Raw genomic sequence first — 19,987 nt, 5'->3', positions numbered from 1 at the left:
CACCGATGGCGCCGGACGAGGCCGTGGTCGGCTGTACGGGGAAGCTGGTCATCGGCACGCGCGGATCGGAGGGCCCGGGCGAGGTACTGGTGAGGGTCAGGGGCGGTAGCGAGACGTTCTTCGCGTGGTCCGACGAGCCCCTGCAACGCGGGACGACCGTCCTCGTGATCGAGTCCCGCGGCACCCGCCAGGTCGTCGTCATGGCCTGGACCGATCCGTCGCTGGACGAGCCCGACGACGGCTCCGGCAGCACGGGTGGCTCCCGCTAAGGAGACTCAAGGATGTTCGGATATCGCGTTCCCGCTCCCGATGAGGCGATGCTGATCTCGGGTGGCAGGCGGGGACTTGGGGGAGCGCCGTTCCGGGTCGTGACCGGTCACGGAAAGTTCGTCCTGCCCATATTCCGCAAGACCCGTTTTCTCTCGCTGGCCATGTCTGAGGCCGAGGTCGTCGAGAAGTGCGTGACCCGGCAGGGCATCGCCCTGACCGTGCGCGCCGTCATCGCGTTCAAGGTCGGCAACGACACGGAGAGCATCGTCAACGCCGGCCAGCGGTTCCTGTCCGACCAGGATCAGATGTCGATCCTGACCGGCCGGATCTTCGCCGGTCACCTGCGCTCCATCATCGGCTCGATGACGGTCGAGGAGATCGTCACGGAGCGGCAGAAGCTCGCCGCCGAGGTGCTCGACACCTCGAAGGCCGAGATGGCCAAGATCGGACTGACCGTGGACTCGCTCCAGATCCAGTCCATCGACGACGGCAACACGGGCTACATCGACGCGATGTCCGCCCCGCACAAGGCGGCCATCCAGCGGCAGGCCCAGATCGCCCAGGCGGCGGCCACCCAGGCCTCGACCCAGGCGCAGCAGGAGGCCCAGCGCAACCAGGCCGAGTACGCCCGGCACACCGCCGTCGTCCAGGCCGAGTACAAGGCCGAGGTGGACCGCGCGCAGGCGGCGGCCGCACAGGCCGGGCCGCTGGCCCAGGCGCACGCCGAGCAGGAGGTCCTCGCGGCGCGCACCGAACTGGCCGAGCGGGCCGCCGAACTGCGCCAGCAGCAGCTGGTGGCCGAGGTCGTGAAGCCCGCGGAGGCGGACGCCGAGCGGATCCGCGTGATGGCCATCGCCGAGGCCGAGCGGATGAAGATCCAGGCCGCGGCGGCTGCGTCGTACGACCGGGTCGCGCTCGACCGGATGCTGATCGACCAGCTGCCGCAGATCGTGAAGGAAGCGGCCGGCGGTCTCGCGGGCGCCAACGTCAACGTGCTCAACGGCGCGGACGGCCTCGGTGAGATCGCGGCCGGCCTCGTCGGCCAGGGTCTGACCATCCTGGACTCGGTCCGTCGCAACCTCGGCACGCCGGACCCCGACGCCAAGAAGGCCGGCGGCGAGCTGGAGCGCCGCCAGGGCGACAACGGGTCCATCGACATTCGCTAGCCCACGGCGGCGTCGGGAGACATCACGTCCACGAGCCGGGCCGGCTTCCCCCACGGGGGGCCGGCCCGGCTTCGTGATCCCTGCCTCACGCCCCGAGAGCGGCCCCCTACGGGCCGGTACAGTGGGCGGGTCGTCATCATGCGCGCACGGGGGGAAGCCGGTGCGAATCCGGCGCTGACCCCGCAACCGTGAACCACATAGGTGGTGAGCCGGACTGCCCCGTGCGGCGCGTGACCGGCTCGTGTCATCGGCCCCCGCCGGTGGCCGGCACCGTCGAGGCATACGGAGCCGGAGCCGCCCGGTGCCCGCGTGTGCCGTGCCGCCCGGCTCCCCGCAGGGAGAGGCACCCGCCCCACCATGAACATTCGCCGCAGCGCCGCGCTCGTGGCGGCCACCGCCGTCATCGGCATGGCCACCGCCCCGGCCGCCCTCGCGGACGACTCCGCGCCCTCCGCGTCCCCTTCGGTGGCGATCCCCTCCGGGCTCTACGGGAAGGCCGACCCGACGTACGACGGTGTCTGGCGCCAGTCACTCTCGCTGCTCGCCCAGCACACTGCCGGTGTGAAGCCCGCGGCGAAGGCCGTGGACTGGCTGACCGGGCAGCAGTGCGCGAACGGCGGGTTCGCCGCGTTCCGCGCCGACGCGGGCAAGGCGTGCGACGCCAAGACGCCTCTCGACTCCAACAGCACGGGCGCCGCGGTGCAGGCGCTCGCCGCGCTCGGCGGGCACGACGCCGAGGTCGGCAAGGCCGTGAAGTGGCTGGAGTCCGTCCGGGGCGACGACGGTGGCTGGGGCTACAACCCGGGCGGCGCGAGCGACGCGAACTCCACGTCCGTGGTGATCGGCGCGCTCGCCGCGGCGGGCGAGAAGGTGACGTCGGCGCAGGCCGCGCTCGTCAAGCTGTCCATCCCGTGCGGCAAGGACGGCGGGGGCGCGTTCGCGTACCAGCCGGACAAGAAGGGGAAGCTCGCGGCCAACGCGGACGCGACGGCGGCCGGTGTGCTCGGCGGGCTCGGCAAGGGCCTCGCCGCGGACGGCGCGAAGCAGGCCGGGGCCCCGTCCTGCAAAGGCTCGGGCACCCCCGACGCGGCGCAGGCCGCCCAGAACGGCTCCGCCTACCTGACCGAGGCGCTGGCCAAGGACCACCACCTCATGTCGTCGATGCCGGGCGCCAAGGACCAGCCGGACTACGGCAACACGGCCGACGCGGTCACCGCGCTCTCGGCTGCGGGCCACGGCGACCAGGCCGCCCCCGCGCTGAGCTGGCTTGAGAAGAACGCCACGCAGTGGGCCGCGCAGAGCGGTCCCGCCGCCTACGCCCAGCTCGTCCTCGCCTCGCACGCGGCCGGCGCCGACCCCCGTGACTTCGGCGGCACCGACCTCGTGAAGGCCCTGAACGCGACCGGTCCCGCGCCCTCCTCCACGAAGGCCGCGGCCGACGAGAAGAAGGACGAGAAGAAGGACGGCGGCGGTATCAGCGTCTGGTACGTCGTCGCCGTCGCGGCCGTCGCCGGCATCGGCATCGGGTTCCTGTTCAGCGGCGGCCGCAAGAAGCAGCAGCTGTGACCACGTACCGCCGCCGCGGTCCGGCCGTCACCGTCCTGGGACTGCTGGGCGTGCTGTGCGCGCTCCTTGCGGGGGCGGGCCAGGCGCAGGCCACCGGCTATCGCTACTGGTCGTTCTGGGACCGCGACGGCTCCGCGTGGGTGTACGCCTCGCAGGGCCCGTCGACGGCCCGCCCGTCGGACGGCGACGTACAGGGGTTCCGGTTCTCCGTGAGCGAGGACTCGCAGGACTCGGCGAAGCCGCGAGGGGCCGCGTCCTTCGACTCCATCTGCGCGGATACTCCGGCGCGGGGCGGCGAGAAGCGGGTCGCGCTCGTCATCGACTTCGGCACGGCGCAGGACGCGCCGTCCGGTGAGACGCCGCCGAAGCCGCGTACGGCGTGTGCGCGCGTCGCGGACGACGCGACCAGCGCGGAGGCGCTCGCCGCCGTCGCCAAGCCGCTGCGCTACAACAACCAGGCGCTGCTGTGCTCCATCGCCGGCTACCCGAAGACGGGCTGCGGCGAGCAGGTGTCTTCTTCCAAGGACACCGAGTCCAAGGACACCGAGAAGGACAGCGCGGTGGCGTCCGACGGCGGTGGCCCCTCCGTCGGTCTGATCGCGGGCGGCGCCGCTGTCGTCGTGCTCGGCGCGGCCGCGGTCTGGCAGACCCGCCGCCGGCGCGGCTGACGGACGCGGACACGACGACACGATGAGCAGCACCGGCGCAGGCCCACCGCACCCCGCCCCGCGTCCGCGCCTCGCGCGTGGCCCGGGGACGGGGCCGTCCGCGCGCCGTCGTCCCCTCGCCGCGCCCCGGGCCCACCGCTCGAACGCGCTGCATCCCGGCGCCTGGTGGCTCTGGGCGCTCGGGCTCGGCACGGCGGCGTCGCGGACGACGAATCCGCTGCTGCTCGCGCTGCTCATCGGGGTGGCCGGGTATGTGGTGGCCGCGCGGCGCACGTCGGCGCCGTGGGCGCGCTCGTACGGGGCGTTCGTGAAGCTGGGGCTCGCGGTGATCGGGATCCGGCTGCTGTTCGCGGTGTTCCTCGGGTCGCCGATCCCGGGCACGCACCTGCTCGTCACTCTGCCCGAGGTGCCGCTTCCCGAGTGGGCGCAGGGGGTGCGGATCGGGGGCCGGGTCACGGTCGAGGGCCTGGTGTTCGCGCTGTACGACGGCCTGAAGCTGGCCGCGCTGCTGATCTGTGTGGGCGCGGCGAACGCCCTCGCGAGCCCGGCCCGCCTCCTCAAGTCCCTGCCGGGCGCGCTGTACGAGGCCGGGGTCGCCGTCGTCGTCGCGATGACGTTCGCGCCGAACCTGATCGCCGACGTACGGCGGCTGCGGGCCGCGCGCCGGCTGCGCGGCCGGCCCGACAAGGGGCTTAGGGGCCTGGCGCAGGTCGGTCTGCCGGTCCTTGAGGGCGCCCTTGAGCGGTCGGTGGCGCTGGCCGCCGCGATGGACGCGCGCGGGTACGGACGTACGGCCGAGGTCCCGGCCGCCGTGCGCCGGGTCACCGCGGTGCTGACGCTGGGCGGCCTGGTCGGGGTGTGCGCGGGTACGTACGGGCTGCTGACCGCGGACGGCGCGCGGTACGGGCTGCCCGTGCTGCTCGCCGGGGTGGCGGCCGCGCTCGGCGGGCTCTGGCTCGGCGGGCGCCGCTCGGTCCGCACCCGGTACCGGCCCGACGTGTGGGGCGTACGGGCGTGGCTCGTCGCCGCGTCGGGGGCGGCCGTCGCCGCCGTGATGATCCGGGCCGGTTCCTACGATCCCTCGGCCCTGGCGCCCGGCGTCGTGCCGCTGGCCGCGCCGACGCTGCCGCTGTGGCCCGCGGCCGGGGTGCTGCTCGGGCTGATTCCCGCGTTCGTGGCGCCCGCGCCGCCGCTCGCCGAAACACCCTCGAAGGAGGCTTCATGATCCGGTTCGAGGACGTCTCGGTGACGTACGACGGGGCCGCGACACCCACGGTGCGCAACATCGGACTCGACGTACCCGAAGGCGAGTTGGTGCTGCTCGTGGGGCCGTCCGGCGTCGGCAAGTCGACGCTGCTCGGTGCGGTGAGCGGGCTCGTGCCGCACTTCACCGGGGGCACGCTGAGCGGGCGCGTCACGGTCGCGGGGCGCGACACCCGTACGCACAAGCCGCGCGAACTCGCCGACGTGGTGGGCACGGTGGGGCAGGACCCGCTCTCCCACTTCGTCACCGACACGGTCGAGGACGAGCTCGCGTACGGCATGGAGTCGCTCGGCCTCGCGCCCGACGTGATGCGGCGCCGCGTCGAGGAGACCCTCGACCTGCTCGGCCTCGCCGACCTGCGCGACCGTCCCATCGCGACGCTGTCCGGCGGGCAGCAGCAGCGCGTCGCCATCGGCTCCGTCCTCACCCCGCATCCAAGGGTCCTGGTCCTCGACGAGCCGACGTCCGCGCTCGACCCGGCCGCCGCGGAGGAGGTCCTCGCGGTGCTGCAGCGCCTCGTGCACGACCTCGGCACGACGGTCCTGATGGCCGAGCACCGGCTCGAGCGGGTCGTGCAGTACGCGGACCAGGTCGCGCTCCTCGCAGGTCCCGGCGAACCCGTGCTGCTCGGCGCCCCCGCCGAGATCATGGCCGTGTCGCCGGTGTTCCCGCCGGTCGTGGACCTGGGCCGCCTCGCGGGCTGGTCACCGCTGCCGCTGACGGTGCGGGACGCACGGCGCAGGTCCGGGGAGTTGCGGGAGCGCCTGGCGGGGCACGAGCCGCGCGAGCCTCATGAGCAGCCGCAGGCCGCCGCCTCCCCCGCCTCCCGCCGGTCGCTGCTGCGTTCCGGCAGGCAGCCCGAGGTGCCCGCCGTCGCCGAGGTCGCGGGGCTCGCGGTGCGGCGGGGGCGTGTCGAGGCGTTGCGGCACGTCGACCTCTCGGTCGGGCCCGGCGAGATCGTCGCCCTGATGGGCCGCAACGGCGCCGGGAAGTCCACCCTCCTGTCCACCCTGGTCGGCCTGGTCCGCCCGTCGTCCGGCACGGCCCTGGTGGGCGGCGCGGTCCCGCACCGCACGGGCCCGCGCGAGCTGATCCGCCGGGTCGGCCTGGTCCCGCAGGAACCGCGGGACCTCCTGTACGCGGACACGGTGGCCGCCGAGTGCGCGGCCGCCGACCACGACGCGGGCGCGGATCCGGGCACCTGCCGCGAGCTGGTCTCGCGGCTCCTGCCCGGCATCGCGGACGACACCCACCCCCGTGACCTCTCGGAGGGCCAGCGCCTCACCCTCGCCCTGGCGATCGTGCTGACGGCCCGCCCTCCGCTGCTCCTGCTCGACGAGCCGACGCGCGGTCTCGACTACGCGGCGAAGGCCCGCCTGGTCACGGTCCTGCGCGGCCTCGCGGCCGACGGGCACGCCGTCGTCCTGGCCACGCACGACGTGGAACTGGCCGCCGAGCTGTCCCACCGCGTCGCCGTCCTGGCCGACGGCGAGATCGTGGCGAACGGTCCCACCTCCGAGGTGGTCGTGGCCTCCCCCGCCTTCTCCCCCCAGGTCGCCAAGGTGCTGGCCCCGGGCAAGTGGCTCACGGTGGCCCAGGTCCGCGAGGCCCTTGAGGCCGCGGGACCGACGCAGGACGGGGCATGAAGACCGCACCCGGGACCGGGCGCCCCGACCGCCAGGCCCGCGCCGTGCGCCTCGGCCCTCGCTCCGTGGTGGCCCTGCTCCTCGTCAGCGCCGTAGGGGTGGCCGCCTTCGGGTGGCCGCTGCTCGCGGGCCCTTCGTCGCAGGTCAGCGCGCATGCGCAGGACGCGCCCTGGCTGTTCGCGGGGCTGCTCGTCCTGCTGGTGGGCGTGGTGGCGGCCGCCGTGTCCGAGGGCGGGGTCGGGCCCAAGGCGGTGGCGATGCTCGGGGTCCTTGCCGCGACGGGCGCGGCGCTGCGGCCGATCGGGGCGGGGACCGCCGGGATCGAGCCGATGTTCTTCCTGATGGTGCTGAGCGGGCGCGTCCTCGGGCCCGGCTTCGGGTTCGTGCTGGGGTCCGTGACCATGTTCGCGTCCGCGCTGCTCACCGGCGGGGTCGGTCCGTGGATGCCGTTCCAGATGCTGTCGATGGGCTGGTTCACGATGGGCGCGGGCCTGCTGCCAGGACCGGACCGGCTGCGCGGCCGCGCCGAGGTGCTGATGCTGGCGGCGTACGGGTTCCTGGCCGCGTTCGCGTACGGCACCGTCATGAACCTGGCCGGCTGGCCGTTCCTGGACTCGCTGTCGTCGAGTGTCGCGTTCCAGGCGGGCGCCCCGCTGCACGAGAACCTGGTCCGCTTCCTCGCCTACTGCCTGGCCACGTCGCTGGGCTGGGACCTGGGCCGGGCGGCCCTGACCGTCGTCCTCACCGTCACCGTCGGCCCGGCGCTCCTGAGGGCGCTGCGGCGGGCCACGCGCCGGGCCGCGTTCGAAGCCCCCGTCACATTCGAGGCCACCGAGCCGTAGGGGTTCACGCGCGCTGCGTCACCGAAACGTGCCCGCGCCGTGAAGCACCCCACATGACCCAGGTCACCTACGAGGCGTGGCCGTAGACGCGATCTCTTGACGCGTCCCCACCAAAACAGCCCCCGACCTGGGTAATGAGAGCCAGGTCACGCGAGGGACATTTCCACCACATGCGACCTCAACTAGTAAAAGGGGCAATTGCCACGGGGGTCCGGGCCTGTTTCTCTGGAGGAGTCGCAAGGCGCCGACGGCCCCCACCAGGGCCCCGGCGCCTCTGTACGCCGCAGGGCGTGCGAAGCGGCCCCTGACCCCGACGGAAGGTTCACGCTTTGTCCGCCACCATCCTCCGCCGCATCGCCGCTCCGAAGAAGGCCCTCGCCGGTGTCGCCCTGGCTGCCGCCACGGCCGGCATGGTCATGGCCGCCGCCCCGGCGTCGAACGCCGCTGCCACCTCTTCGCCGAAGGCGATCGCCCAGCAGAAGATGAGCGCCGCACAGTTCGCGTGCTTCGACAAGATCGTGTCCCACGAGAGCGGCTGGAACCCCCACGCGACGAACGCGTCGTCCGGCGCCTACGGCCTGGTCCAGGCCCTGCCCGCCAACAAGATGGCCGCGGCCGGCGGCGACTGGAAGAGCAACCCCGAGACCCAGATCAAGTGGGGCCTCAACTACATGAACGAGCGCTACGGCAGCCCCTGTGCCGCCTGGACCCACTGGCAGTCCGCCGGCTCGTACTGAGCCCGGCCGGCCCACAGCTGACCCGAGAAGGCGGCATCCTCCCCCCGTGGGAGGGTGCCGCCTTCGTCGTGCGTTCCGGCCAGCCCCGGCGCGGGCCCCCGCTACAGCCGCTGGATGATCGTGCCCGTCGCCACCGCGCCGCCCGCGCACATCGTGATGAGCGCGAACTCCTTGTCCTGGCGCTCCAGTTCGTGCAGGGCGGTGGTGATGAGCCGGGCGCCGGTGGCGCCGACGGGGTGGCCGAGGGCGATGGCCCCGCCGTTCACGTTGACCTTCTCGAGGTCCTGCTCGAAGACCTGCGCCCAGCTGAGCACGACGGACGCGAACGCCTCGTTGATCTCGACGAGGTCGATGTCCTTGAGCGACATGCCCGCCTTGCCGAGCACGGCGCGCGTGGCGTCGATCGGCCCGTCCAGATGGAAGTGCGGGTCGGCGCCGACGAGCGCCTGGGCGACGATCCGGGCCCGCGGCTTGAGCTTCAGGGCACGCGCCATCCGCTTGGACGCCCACATGATCGCCGAGGCGCCGTCGGATATCTGCGAGGAGTTCCCCGCAGTGTGCACGGCGGTCGGCATGACCGGCTTGAGCCCGCCGAGCCCCTCCATGGTCGTGTCGCGCAGGCCCTCGTCCCGGTCCACGAGCCGCCACATGCCCTGCCCGGCGGCCTGCTCGTCCTCGTTCGTGGGCACCTGCACGGCGAACGTCTCGCGCTTGAAGCGCTCCTCGGCCCAGGCGGTCGCGGCACGCTCCTGCGAGATGAGGCCGAGCGAGTCGACGTTCTCGCGGGTCAGTCCGCGGTGGCGCGCGATGCGCTCGGCGGCCTCGAACTGGTTGGGCAGGTCGACGTTCCACTCCTCGGGGAACGGCTTGCCGGGCCCGTGCTTGGAGCCGGAGCCGAGCGGCACCCGCGACATCGCCTCGACCCCGCAGCTGATGCCGATGTCGATGACACCGGCGGCGATCATGTTGGCGGTCATGTGCGCGGCCTGCTGCGAGGAGCCGCACTGACAGTCGACGGTCGTCGCCGCCGTCTCGTAGGGCAGGCCCATGGTGAGCCAGGCCGTGCGCGCCGGATTCATGGACTGTTCGCCCGCGTGGGTCACCGTGCCGCCCACGATCTGCTCGACGCAGTCGGCGTGAATGCCGGTCCTGCCGAGCAGTTCCCGGTACGTCTCGCCGAGGAGATACGCGGGATGAAGATTGGCGAGCGCGCCTCCGCGCTTGCCGATGGGCGTACGTACGGCTTCGACGATGACGGGTTCCGCGGCCATGAGCTCGTCCTCTCCACACATTCCCGGACCGAACCAGAAGACGTAAGAACTAGAACGCGTACCAGTTCTCCGTGCAGTCTCGACGGTGCTACTCCCGGTACGCAAGGGTCGTGCACGTACCGCGCGCGTAATCGGGCGTACCACGGGTCTTGCCACTTGTAGAACCCGTTACTACCGTGCCAACAAGCTGACGCCCCGTCAGACCGTCACCGGGAGTTGCCCATGCCGTGCCCAGCGCTGCCCGAAGGGTTCGACTTCACCGACCCCGACCTCCTCCAACACCGTGTCCCTTTCCCCGAGTTCGCCCAGCTGCGGCAGACGGAACCGATCCGGTGGATCGCCCAGCCGACCGGCATCTCCGGCTTCGGCGACTCGGGCTACTGGGCCGTGACCCGGCACGCGGACGTCAAGTACGTCTCCACGCGCCCGGAGCTCTTCTCCTCGAACCTCAACACCGCCGTCATCCGCTTCAACGAGTCGATCAGCCGTGACCAGATCGAGGTCCAGAAGCTGATCATGCTCAACATGGACCCGCCGGAGCACACCCGGGTCCGGCAGATCGTCCAGCGCGGCTTCACGCCCCGCGCCATCCGCTCGCTCGAGGACGCCCTGCGCAACCGTGCGGGCTCCATCGTCGAGACGGCGCTCGCGAACGCCGCGCCCGACGGCTCCTTCGACTTCGTCACGAACGTCGCCGTCGAACTCCCGCTCCAGGCCATCGCCGAGCTGATCGGCGTCCCTCAGGACGACCGCACCAAGATCTTCGACTGGTCCAACAAGATGGCCGCGTACGACGACCCGGAGTACGCGATCACCGAGGAGGTCGGCGCCGAGGCGGCCATGGAGATCGTCAGCTACGCGATGAACCTGGCCGCCGCCCGCAAGGAGTGCCCGGCCAAGGACATCGTGAGCCAGCTGGTGGCGGCCGAGGACGAGGGGAACCTCTCCTCGGACGAGTTCGGCTTCTTCGTGATCCTGCTCGCCGTGGCCGGCAACGAGACGACGCGCAACGCCATCACCCACGGCATGCACGCCTTCCTGACCAACCCCGACCAGTGGGAGCTGTTCAAGCGGGAGCGCCCGGAGACGACGGCGGAGGAGATCGTCCGCTGGGCGACCCCCGTGGTCTCCTTCCAGCGCACCGCGACCCAGGACACCGAGCTCGGCGGCGCCCAGATCAAGAAGGGCGACCGGGTCGGCATCTTCTACTCGTCGGCCAACCACGACCCCGAGGTCTTCGACCGCCCCGACGAGTTCGACATCACCCGCGACCCGAATCCGCACCTCGGATTCGGCGGCGGAGGCCCGCACTTCTGCCTCGGCAAGTCGCTGGCCACGCTCGAGATCAACCTCATCTTCAACGCCGTGGCCGACGCCATGCCCGATCTGCGCCTGACCGGCGACCCGCGCAGGCTCCGCTCGGCCTGGCTCAACGGCGTCAAGGAACTCCAGGTCAGCACCGGCTGACCGCGGGCGGCCGCACGCCGGCCCAGGGAGGCAGGGGCCATCCCCTACGCCACGCCCCTGCCTCCCTGCCTCCCTGCCTCCCTGCACCGCGCTGCTTTACGCGCCCGGTTCCGGGCACTCCGACGGCGAGGGACTGGGTGTCGGGGAAGGCGAGGGGGACTCGCCCGGGTCGGGCGACGGGGACGTCGTGTCCGTGGGGCAGCCCGTCGGCGGGGTGGGGCTGCCGGGGCCGGAGGGGGTGCCAGGGTCCTGCGGCGACGGGGGGGCGCTCGGGTCGGGTGACTGGGTGGGCGGGTCCGACGGGTCACCGCTCGGGTCCGGGCCGGGGCTGGGGTCCGGGCTGCCGCCGTCCGAGGGCCCGGAAGGGGTCGGATCGGGCCCGATGATGATCCCTCCGCCCCCGCCCCCGCCCTTGCCGGGGCCTTTGCCGCCGCCGACCGGGCTGGTCGCCGGGGTGTCGCCGCCCGCGCCGGGGCTCTTCGGGATCACACCCTTGCCGTCGGGCACGGTGTGCACGCCCTCCCGGTAGAACTCCATCCAGTACAGGACCAGTTGGAGATAATCGCGCGAGTAGTTGTAGCTGAGGACGGCACGTTCGAGGCCGGACGGCCGGCCTACGTCCCGGCTGCCGGCACACAGGTAGTGGCCCGCCGCCAGCGCCGCGTCGAAGATGTTGTTGGGGTTCCTCTCCCCGTCGCCGTTGCCGTCGGCGCCCGAGCGCCGCCACGTCCCCGGCAGGAACTGCATCGGGCCGACGGCCCGGTCGTAGACCGTGTCACCGTCCCAGGCACCGCCGTCCGAGTCCCTGATCAGGGCGAACCCCTGGCCGTTGAGGGCGGGTCCGGTGATACGTCCCAGGGTCGTGCCGTGCGCGTCGACGGCGCCGCCGCGCGCCTGGCCCGACTCGACCTTGCCGATGGCGGCGAGCAGCTCCCAGGGCAGATTGCAGCCCGCGTCGGTACGGGCGATCGCCGACTCGGCCCTGCGGTACGCGGCCAGGACGGTGGCCGGGATGCCGGACTGGGCGCGGATCTGGGCGGGCGGGTAGACGTGCGGGGGCGCGTCCGGGCTGTTCAGGGGCGGCATGGCCTCACCGTGCCCACCGCGCGGGCCTGCGACTCGATCCGCTGGGCCCGCCGGCTCCTGGACCTCGTCGACGAACAGGTCATCGCCGACGCCCCCGCGGTGCGCTGCGCGGACCATCTCACGACGCTGTGGCTGCTGTCGGACCCGGCGCTCCTCGACCGGCTCGCCGCCCGCGAACTCGCCCCGCTGTCCAAACTGACCGGCAGCCGCCGGGCGCGGCTGATCGACACGCTGCGGGTGTGGCTGACCACGCGGGGCACGGCCGACCACGTCGGCGACATCCTGGGTGTGCACGCCCAGACGGTCCGTTACCGGCTGCGCAATCTGGACGCGCACTTCGGGGACCGGCTCACCGACCCGGAGCACCGCTTCGCCACGGAGGCGGCGCTGCGGGCCCGGCATCTTCAGGGTCACCGGCACCAGTCGGAAGACGCCTGACCCGCGACTCAGGACCGGTTGTGTTCGGCCGGCAGCCGCGCGTGGTCGGGCTCGGCCTTCGGCTGCTCGGGGACGGTCCCGCCGGTGAGACGGGCGCGCGGGCCGCTCAGCAGGTAGGTGAGTCCGAAGCCCGCGCCGACGACCGTCGCTCCGCCCACGGCGTCGAGTACCCAGTGGTTACCGGTCGCGACGATCGCAGAGATGGTGAACAGGGGATGCAGCAGCGCGATCGCCTTCATCCACCACTTCGGGGCGAGGATCGCGATGACGAGCCCGCACCACAGGGACCAGCCGAAGTGCAGTGAGGGCATGGCCGCGTACTGGTTGGTGAGCGCGGTCAGTGTGCCGTAGTCCGGCTTGGAGAAGTCCTGGACGCCGTGCAGCGTGTCGATGAAGCCGAGCGCCGGCATCAGCCGCGGCGGCGCCAGCGGGTAGAACCAGAAGCCGATCAGGGCGAGCACCGTGGCGAAGCCGAGCGCCGAGCGGGCCCAGCGGTACTGGGCGGGCCTGCGGACGTAGAGAATGGCGAGGACGCTCAGCGGCACGATGAAGTGGAACGACTCGTAGTAGAAGTTGAAGAACGACTTGAGCCACGGGACCTGCGCCACCGCGTGGTTGACCCAGTGCTCGATGTCGATGTGGAGGAACTTCTCCAGGGAGTGGACCTGCGTGCCGTGCGCCTCGGCGGTGGCCCGGCCCCCGGAGTTCGTACCGCCCGTCGCGGCGAGCCTGACCTGCTGGTACGCGTAGTAGCCGACGCGGATCAGCAGCATTTCGAGCAGCAGGTTCGGGCGGGTCAGGACCCGGCGCCAGAACGGCATGAGCGGGACCCGGGACCAGCGCGCCGGGACGGGCGTCGCGTACTCGGTGGGAGTGGGCGCCCGGTACTCGGGCGCGGTGCGGGACAGGAACGGGACGAGCGTGGCCGCGGCGATGGCGGCGATCAGCACGACGTTGTCGCGCAGCGGATCCGCGAGCATCGTGCCCGGCAGCAGCATCCTCGCGGGGAGCGTCATCACGAGGACGACCGCGACCGGCCACACGTACCGGTCGGACGCCTTCTTGCCGACGCGGCCGACCACGGCGAGGAGCACCCACAGGAGCTGGTGCTGCCAGGTCGTCGGCGACACGGCGACGGCGACGCAGCCGGTGAGGGCGACGGCGAGCAGGAGCTGTCCGTCCTGCGCGTAGCGCACCGCGCGCCGCAGTCCGAGCACCGCGACGGCGGAGCCCAGGACCAGGAAGAGCCCGATCTCGAGGGGGCCCGCCAGGCCGAAGCGCAGGAGCGCGCCGTGCAGCGACTGGTTGGCGAGCCCGTCGGGGCTCGAGCCGAGGCCCGCTCCCGCGACGTGGTGCACCCAGTACGTCCACGAGTCGTGCGGCATCGCGGCCCACGCGAGGAGCGTGCACGCCGCGAACGTGACGCCCGAGGAGACGGCGGCGCGACGTCGCCCGGTGAACCACAGGAGCGGCGCGAAGAGGAGGACGGTCGGCTGGAGCGCGGCGCCGATGCCGATGAGCAGACCCGAGCTCTTCTCGCCGCGGGCGGCGAAGCAGCCGAGCAGGACGAGAAGGACCGGGATGATGCTGGTCTGGCCGAGATGGAGGGTGTTGCGCACCGGCAGCGACAGCATCAGGAGGCTGATCGCGACGGGGGCGGCGAGCAGCGAGGTGCGCCGGGTGACGGGCTTGGGCAGGGCGCGGGCGGCGACGAGACCGAGAACGACGACGAGGCCGAGCGTGCCGAAGGTCCAGGCCCAGCCGAGCGCCTGTTCGGCGCCCCGGGCCAGAGGCTTCAGCACCAGTCCCCCGAACGGGGTACCGGTGAACCGGTCGGCGTCGTAGAGGGAGCCCGTCACGTGGAGGACACCTTCAGGACCGATCCAGGTCTCCAGGTCCGTGAGCCGCTCACCGCTGGGGGTGCTCAGGACGGCCACGACCTGCCGCACCGCGAGCACCGCGGCGATCAGCCAGAGGCCCGCCCGGACCATGCCCAACCGCGCTGTCGCGGCCCCCGCCACCAAGGCTTTGCCCGGTCCATGCTCCACGTTTGCCACGCGCCGTCGGCCCTCCCGCCATACGTACCGTCCCCAGAGGCTCGCACCACCCCCGGGGTGAGACGCAGGCAACCCCTGCTTCACCTGCCTGTCCACCGGCATTTGACCGGATGACGATGATGCGGGGTCTGCGTGGTTGCGGTCGAGGGCCGCGACATAGGTCACAGATTTGTCCGTTTGCGACGCGCCGAGGCCGGGGCGTCATGCCAGGCCGGACCCGCTTTTCCCACGCTTCGTAACGATTCGCACACTACCCGTAATGATCGCGGATGCCCCTATGGTCGGTTTCTGGCCGCCCCGCCGTGGGCGGCTTCGTCCGTCCCCACGCGGACATGTCCCTGTCCCCGTCGAAAGCAGGCGAGCAGACCCTTGTCGAGTGCTCCGACCGTCGCACCCAGGACCACCGCCCCCGCGAAGGGCGCCTCCCCCGACGTCACCGTCACCGATCCAGCGCTGGTCAAGCGCGCGGTCAAGGCGGCGGCGCTCGGCAATGCGATGGAGTGGTTCGACTTCGGTGTCTACAGCTACATCGCCGTCACCCTCGGCAAGGTCTTCTTCCCGTCGGGCAACCCCACCGCCCAGCTCCTGTCGACGTTCGGCGCCTTCGCCGCGGCGTTCCTCGTCCGTCCGATCGGCGGCATGGTCTTCGGACCGCTCGGCGACCGCGTCGGCCGGCAGAAGGTCCTCGCCGTCACCATGATCATGATGGCGGCGGGCACGTTCGCGATCGGCCTGATCCCGTCGTACGCGACGATCGGCGTCTGGGCGCCGATCCTGCTGCTCCTGGCCCGTCTGGTGCAGGGCTTCTCGACCGGCGGTGAGTACGGCGGCGCGTCCACCTTCATCGCCGAGTACGCGCCCGACAAGAAGCGCGGCTTCTTCGGCAGCTGGCTGGAATTCGGCACCCTCGCCGGATACATCGGCGGCGCGGGCCTCGTCACCCTGATGACGGCGATGCTCTCCTCGGACGACCTGCTCTCCTGGGGCTGGCGCATCCCGTTCCTGATCGCGGGCCCGATGGGCATCATCGGCCTCTATCTGCGGATGCGGCTCGAAGAGACTCCCGCGTTCGCCGCGGCCGCGGCGGCCGCCGAGAAGTCGGAGAAGTCCCGCCCCAAGGTGCGGGTGCGCGAAATGGTGACCGGACAGTGGAAGGCGATGCTCCTCTGCATCGGGCTCGTCCTCGTCTTCAACGTCACCGACTACATGCTGCTCTCGTACATGCCGAGCTACCTGACCGGCCAGCTCCACTACAACGAGACGCACGGACTCCTGCTGATCCTCGGCGTGATGGCGCTGATGATGATCGTCCAGCCCTTCGCGGGCAAGCTGACCGACAGCCTCGGCCGCCGCCCCGTGATCGCGGCGGGCTGCGTCGGCTTCTTCGCCCTCTCGATCCCGGCCGTGCTCCTCATCCGCCAGGGCGACCTGTGGGCGGTATCCCTGGGCCTGGGCGCGCTCGGCCTGCTCCTCGTCTGCTTCACCTCGGCGATGCCGTCCGCACTGCCCGCGCTCTTCCCGACCCGGGTGCGCTACGGCTCCCTGTCGATCGGCTTCAACGTCTCCGTCTCGGTCTTCGGCGGCACGACCCCGCTCGTCGTCACGGCGCTCGTCGGGGCGACCGGGAACATGATGATGCCCGCGTACTACATGATGGGCGCGGCCGTCGTCGGCGGTGTCGCGGTGTGGTTCATGACCGAGTCGGCCCGCCGCCCGCTGCCGGGCTCGCTGCCCGCGGTCGAGCCCTGCGACCTGCCGCAGCCCGTGACCGCTACAGCCGCGTAACACCCGGAACCGCGCTCCCCCGCGCCCCGTCTGCTCCTTCGCCGCACACGGCACGGAACACAGGGCGCGACATCGGGGGCCGGCATGGGAACCGCACCACCACTGACCATGAGGGCCAGGGGCGCTACTGACCGCCCTGACCCTCGTGGTCAGTGGTGGTGCGGATGCGGGGCGATGGTGCCGCCCGCGGGCACGGACCTCACCGTGTACGACGAGACGTCCGCGGTGCGCTGGGACGGGCACGGCGAGCAGATCGTGATGAGCGTCTCTGGCTGGCTAAGTGACCCCCAGTGTTGCTCAGAGATGTAAGCCAATCGTCTTCGCGCCCTGGTACCGACGGACGAATCCGTCGGCCCGCGTGGCACGTCCCTCCGGACGCTGACCGATCAGGCACACAGGTCCTGACCGGGGAGGATGCCCGACGTCGCCTGGGCGCCGGGCGTGCACGTCACGCTCTGCCACAGGATCGCTACGGTCGGCTAATCCGACTGGTGAGCCCATCGGCTCGACCAGAACGGCTTCCAGCTCCCCGACCGCCTCGACACTGCGCTGCGCCCGTACGTCGACCAGGGCTGGGAGTACGTGGCGATCCGCCTCGCGCCCGCCGACGGCGACAGCGTGCTCGGCGGCGCCCTCGACCCGCTCCACCTCACCTTCGCCAGCGACCGCCTCGTCTACCCGATGCGGCTGTCGAAGCTCGCCCGCACCGAACAGCATCTGCGCCTGTACGTGCTCGCCGCCCACCGCATGGAGCCGCGTTCCACGATCGGCGGCGGCACACCGAAGGTCACGTACGCGGGCCCGATCCCGGCGAAGTCCGGCGGACCACTGCCCGAATTCGCCGGCGGCGAGCGGTACTTGACCGCGCTCACCCAGGATTTCCCCAGCCGTCGCGCATCTACGACGACCACGAGCTGCGGCGCACCGCGAGCGACGCCACGCACCGCACCGTCGTGTGGGACGACGAACTCCTCACCGCCGGGGGCGTCCCGGTATGGCTGCTCACCGTTCCGCTGCCCCTGACCCTGCTCCTGATGGCGGCCGCCGTCCTGTGGTTCCGCCGGCGCTCCCGTCGGCCGGTGCCGCCCCCGCCGCCCGTGCACGCCCCGCCGCCGTTGGGCTGAATCCCACCCGGGCCGCCGCAGCGTGAGCCCATGATGGGGCCATGGCTGAGCACGCATCCGAAGACCAGTGGACCGCCGTCGACGACTACCTGACCGGCCTCCTCGCTCCCGGCGACGAGGCCCTGACGGCGGCCCTCGCGGACAGCGAGGCGGCGGGCCTCCCGCACATCGCCGTCGCCCCGAACCAGGGCAAGTTCCTCCACCTGATCGCACAGATCCAGGGCGCCCGCCGCGTCCTGGAGATCGGCACGCTCGGCGGGTACAGCACGATCTGGCTGGCCCGCGCCCTCCCCGCCGACGGCGTCCTCGTCACCCTCGAGTACGACCCCCGGCACGCCGAGGTGGCCCGCGGCAACCTCGCCCGCGCCGGCCTCGACAAGATCGCCGAGGTGCGGGTAGGCCCCGCCCTCGACTCGCTGCCCGGCGTCGCGGCCGACCACCCCGACCCCTTCGACCTCGTCTTCATCGACGCCGACAAGGCCAACAACCCGCACTACGTCGAGTGGGCGCTGCGCCTGACCCGCCCCGGCAGCGTGATCATCGTCGACAACGTGGTGCGCGGCGGCCACGTGACGGACGACTCCGGCGCGGCCCCCGACATCCGCGGCACCCGCGCCGCGCTCCAGATGATCGCCGACCACCCGAAGCTGGACGGGACGGCGGTCCAGACGGTGGGCGTCAAGGGCTACGACGGATTCGCGCTGGCCCGCGTACTCCCGTAGCGCCCGTTCCCGGTACTGCCTGACGGACCGTCACAACTCGTGGTAGAAACCCACGTTCACGCTGCGGGGCGCATTGCGGTCCAGGACCACGACCTCGCCGGACGCACCCGGAGCGAGAGCCGCAGCCCCTCCGTACACGAGGGGCTGCGGCTCCCCGCCGGTCAGCGTGAGACGCACCTCGGACGAGGGCTCGTCGTGCGAGCCGCGCAGCCAGAAGACGGACCAGGCGCCGTCCTGTCCGCACCGGAATTCGAGATGGACGCGCGAGACGAACAGCCAGTCGTCGGGCGTCGCCAGCCGGCACACGTTCCGGTCGCGCCCCACGCGCAGCACGGCTCCCGGCTCGCTCGGCGCGTCGGCCATCAGCATCCCGGCCGTCGCCCCCGCGTCCGCCCCCGCGACGGAGGCCATGGTCAGCTCCAGCACCCGCACAGCTCCTTCGGTCTTTGACGGCCCTTCGGCACCGGGTCCGCCGACGCCGCATCCTAAGTTGTCCCCTGCCCGTGCGGGATGCCCTCTGGGACAATGGCCCCATGACCGAACGCAAGCCACCCGCCGTCAGCTTCGAGTCATGGGTCGACAAGCAGATCCGCGACGCGGAGCGCGCAGAAGACTTCTCCCACCTCCCCGGAGCCGGCAAGCCGCTGCCGAGCACGGCCGACACGACGTACGACGAGAACTGGTGGATCAAGCAGAAGATGGCCCGCGAGGGCTTCTCCGTGCTGCCCCCGTCACTCGCCCTGCGCAAGGAGGCCGAGGACGCGCTCGCCGAGGCGGCACAGGCCCCTTCCGAACGGATCGTCCGCAAAATCGTCACCGACATCAACGACAAGATCCGCGACATGATGTTCAAGCCCCCGCCGGGCCCGCCCCTCGGCCTGAAGCCGTACGACGTCGAGGAGATCGTCCGCGACTGGCAGGAGCGGCGCGGGGCACCGGGGTCCTGACGCCGATCTCACGCGGTGGTGAGCGAGGATGGGCGCCATGAGCATCGTGAAGATCAACGTCCTGACCGTCCCGGCGGAACAGCGGGAGACCCTGGAGAAGCGCTTCGCCTCGCGCGCGGGCGCGGTGGAGAACTCGGACGGCTTCGAGTGGTTCGAGCTGCTCCGCCCCATCGAGGGGACTGACGATTACCTGGTGTACACGCGGTGGCGTGACGAGGCGTCGTTCACCGCGTGGATGGAGGGCTCCATGAAGGAGGCCCACCAGGGCGGCGCGGACCGCCCGAAGCCTGCGGCCAGCGGGTCCTCGGTGTGGTCGTTCGAGGTCGTGCAGCAGGCTTCGCCCAAGTCGTAGTGGAGTAGTGGACTAGAGGCGATCCGCCTCGCCGTCCTCGGTGAGCACCAACCAGCGCCGCCCGTCGATGAGTTCGCGGGCGGCGTCCAGGTGCCCGGCGTGGCAGGCGGTCTCCGTGATGACGTGCAGCAGGACGTCCCGGTGGCTGTGCAGGTGCGGCGGCCCGAAGAGGTGGTGCGGCCACCAGGCCAGGGGCGCGTCCGCGGGCGTGGCGGCGATGATCCCGTCCGCGCGGTCCGTCTCGCGGCGGTACCGCTCCAGGACGTCGGCCGCCGGCAGCTCCGGGGCGACCTGCCAGGCGTCCTCAATGGCGTCGAGGCTGTCGATGACTGCCTGATCACCCGTCAGGACGGCCTGGAACCAGAAGCGTTCGACGTCGAGCGCCAGGTGCTGGACCAGCCCCAGACACGTCCAGCCGGACGGCAGCACGGGCCGCCGCAGCGCCTCGGGGCCGAGCCCGTCGATGATGCCCAGGATGTGGCGGCGCTGGCCGCGCAGGGCGTCGAGCAGCGCCTTGATCTCGCCGGTCTCGGGGCTGGTTTCGGCGCTGGTTTCGGCGCTGGTTTCGGCGCTGCTCTC

Annotated in this window: 20 protein-coding genes, 1 pseudogene and 1 riboswitch; of the genes and pseudogenes, 16 read left to right on the top strand and 5 right to left on the bottom strand. The window is 72.1% G+C overall.

Translation table 11 applies throughout. From position 1 onward, the window contains the following. The first annotated feature begins 5 nt into the window (after positions 1–5). From OHA58_RS25290 to OHA58_RS25255, 8 genes are all read left to right on the top strand, one after another. Positions 6–269, top strand: coding sequence for a hypothetical protein (locus tag OHA58_RS25290; protein WP_405481573.1), 264 nt, complete (start codon positions 6–8; stop codon positions 267–269). 12 nt (positions 270–281) lie between these two features. Further along, positions 282–1,436: an SPFH domain-containing protein gene (locus tag OHA58_RS25285; RefSeq protein ID WP_405481571.1), complete on the top strand. Its 1,155-nt coding sequence runs from the start codon at positions 282–284 to the stop codon at positions 1,434–1,436. Between the two features lie 150 nt (positions 1,437–1,586). Beyond that, a riboswitch (cobalamin riboswitch) is annotated at positions 1,587–1,656 on the top strand. Between the two features lie 137 nt (positions 1,657–1,793). Continuing rightward, entirely contained in the window at positions 1,794–3,002 is a 1,209-nt protein-coding gene (locus tag OHA58_RS25280; RefSeq protein WP_405481570.1) for a prenyltransferase/squalene oxidase repeat-containing protein, read from the top strand. After that, on the top strand, positions 2,999–3,670 hold the full coding sequence (locus tag OHA58_RS25275; protein ID WP_405481568.1) for an SCO2322 family protein: 672 nt from the start codon (positions 2,999–3,001) through the stop codon (positions 3,668–3,670). The genes OHA58_RS25280 and OHA58_RS25275 overlap by 4 nt, the downstream gene beginning before the upstream one ends. 22 nt (positions 3,671–3,692) lie before the next feature. Further along, positions 3,693–4,895, top strand: coding sequence for an energy-coupling factor transporter transmembrane component T (locus OHA58_RS25270; RefSeq protein ID WP_405481567.1), 1,203 nt, complete (start codon positions 3,693–3,695; stop codon positions 4,893–4,895). Further along, entirely contained in the window at positions 4,892–6,580 is a 1,689-nt protein-coding gene (locus tag OHA58_RS25265) for an ABC transporter ATP-binding protein (protein ID WP_405481566.1), read from the top strand. Before OHA58_RS25270 ends, OHA58_RS25265 begins: the two co-directional genes overlap by 4 nt. After that, positions 6,577–7,422, top strand: coding sequence for an ECF transporter S component (locus OHA58_RS25260; RefSeq protein WP_405481564.1), 846 nt, complete (start codon positions 6,577–6,579; stop codon positions 7,420–7,422). The genes OHA58_RS25265 and OHA58_RS25260 overlap by 4 nt, the downstream gene beginning before the upstream one ends. Before the next feature lie 329 nt (positions 7,423–7,751). Then, positions 7,752–8,159 (top strand): transglycosylase SLT domain-containing protein, encoded by a 408-nt coding sequence (locus OHA58_RS25255; RefSeq protein WP_405481563.1) that lies wholly within the window; start codon positions 7,752–7,754, stop codon positions 8,157–8,159. A gap of 101 nt (positions 8,160–8,260) precedes the next feature. Here the strand turns inward: OHA58_RS25255 and OHA58_RS25250 are convergent, their stop codons facing one another. Beyond that, positions 8,261–9,430, bottom strand: coding sequence for a steroid 3-ketoacyl-CoA thiolase (locus tag OHA58_RS25250; protein WP_375985985.1), 1,170 nt, complete (start codon positions 9,428–9,430; stop codon positions 8,261–8,263). Positions 9,431–9,652: 222 nt separating this feature from the next. Here OHA58_RS25250 and OHA58_RS25245 point away from each other — a divergent pair, with 222 nt between their 5' ends. Beyond that, the gene (locus OHA58_RS25245) at positions 9,653–10,897 is read left to right on the top strand and encodes a cytochrome P450 (RefSeq protein WP_405481561.1); all 1,245 of its coding nucleotides are present in this window, start codon (positions 9,653–9,655) and stop codon (positions 10,895–10,897) included. Positions 10,898–10,993: 96 nt separating this feature from the next. On the opposite strand, the gene OHA58_RS25240 is transcribed toward OHA58_RS25245, so the two are convergent. Next, positions 10,994–11,983: a lytic transglycosylase domain-containing protein gene (locus OHA58_RS25240; RefSeq protein WP_405481560.1), complete on the bottom strand. Its 990-nt coding sequence runs from the start codon at positions 11,981–11,983 to the stop codon at positions 10,994–10,996. On the opposite strand from OHA58_RS25240, the pseudogene OHA58_RS25235 reads away from it, so the two are divergent. Further along, positions 11,981–12,421: pseudogene (locus OHA58_RS25235) on the top strand (helix-turn-helix domain-containing protein); the annotation flags it as partial. The gene OHA58_RS25240 and the pseudogene OHA58_RS25235 overlap by 3 nt on opposite strands. An 8-nt stretch (positions 12,422–12,429) precedes the next feature. On the opposite strand, the gene OHA58_RS25230 reads toward OHA58_RS25235, so the two are convergent. Further along, positions 12,430–14,478, bottom strand: coding sequence for a bifunctional glycosyltransferase 87/phosphatase PAP2 family protein (locus OHA58_RS25230; protein WP_405481558.1), 2,049 nt, complete (start codon positions 14,476–14,478; stop codon positions 12,430–12,432). A gap of 369 nt (positions 14,479–14,847) precedes the next feature. Here OHA58_RS25230 and proP point away from each other — a divergent pair, with 369 nt between their 5' ends. The 4 genes from proP to OHA58_RS25210 all read left to right on the top strand — a co-directional run bounded on the left by proP (position 14,848) and on the right by OHA58_RS25210 (position 18,109). After that, a complete protein-coding gene (gene proP, locus OHA58_RS25225) occupies positions 14,848–16,263 on the top strand; it encodes a glycine betaine/L-proline transporter ProP (protein ID WP_405481556.1) in 1,416 nt (471 codons plus the stop codon). 84 nt (positions 16,264–16,347) lie between these two features. After that, positions 16,348–16,572, top strand: a complete 225-nt coding sequence (locus OHA58_RS25220) for a DUF2330 domain-containing protein (RefSeq protein ID WP_405481554.1) — start codon at positions 16,348–16,350, stop codon at positions 16,570–16,572. 240 nt (positions 16,573–16,812) lie between these two features. Further along, complete coding sequence (locus tag OHA58_RS25215; RefSeq protein WP_405485165.1) at positions 16,813–17,286, top strand: DUF2330 domain-containing protein; 474 nt, start codon at positions 16,813–16,815, stop codon at positions 17,284–17,286. 142 nt (positions 17,287–17,428) lie between these two features. Next, complete coding sequence (locus tag OHA58_RS25210) at positions 17,429–18,109, top strand: O-methyltransferase (protein ID WP_405481553.1); 681 nt, start codon at positions 17,429–17,431, stop codon at positions 18,107–18,109. Positions 18,110–18,139: 30 nt separating this feature from the next. Here OHA58_RS25210 and OHA58_RS25205 read toward each other — a convergent pair whose 3' ends face one another. Continuing rightward, positions 18,140–18,535: a hypothetical protein gene (locus OHA58_RS25205; protein ID WP_405481551.1), complete on the bottom strand. Its 396-nt coding sequence runs from the start codon at positions 18,533–18,535 to the stop codon at positions 18,140–18,142. Positions 18,536–18,642: 107 nt separating this feature from the next. On the opposite strand from OHA58_RS25205, the gene OHA58_RS25200 reads away from it, so the two are divergent. Together OHA58_RS25200 and OHA58_RS25195 are read left to right on the top strand one after the other, a co-directional pair. Beyond that, a complete protein-coding gene (locus OHA58_RS25200; protein WP_405481549.1) occupies positions 18,643–19,056 on the top strand; it encodes a DUF1992 domain-containing protein in 414 nt (137 codons plus the stop codon). A 37-nt stretch (positions 19,057–19,093) separates the two neighbouring features. Further along, positions 19,094–19,408 (top strand): antibiotic biosynthesis monooxygenase family protein, encoded by a 315-nt coding sequence (locus OHA58_RS25195; RefSeq protein WP_405481548.1) that lies wholly within the window; start codon positions 19,094–19,096, stop codon positions 19,406–19,408. A 12-nt stretch (positions 19,409–19,420) separates the two neighbouring features. On the opposite strand, the gene OHA58_RS25190 is transcribed toward OHA58_RS25195, so the two are convergent. After that, a complete protein-coding gene (locus OHA58_RS25190; RefSeq protein WP_405485163.1) occupies positions 19,421–19,927 on the bottom strand; it encodes a DinB family protein in 507 nt (168 codons plus the stop codon). Positions 19,928–19,987: the final 60 nt, after the last annotated feature.

The sequence above is a fragment of the Streptomyces sp. NBC_00009 genome (assembly GCF_045040855.1).
GTDB lineage: Bacteria > Actinomycetota > Actinomycetes > Streptomycetales > Streptomycetaceae > Streptomyces > Streptomyces aureus.
Note: the sequence above shows the minus strand (reverse complement) of the source record. Positions and strands in the feature narration are given on the sequence as shown.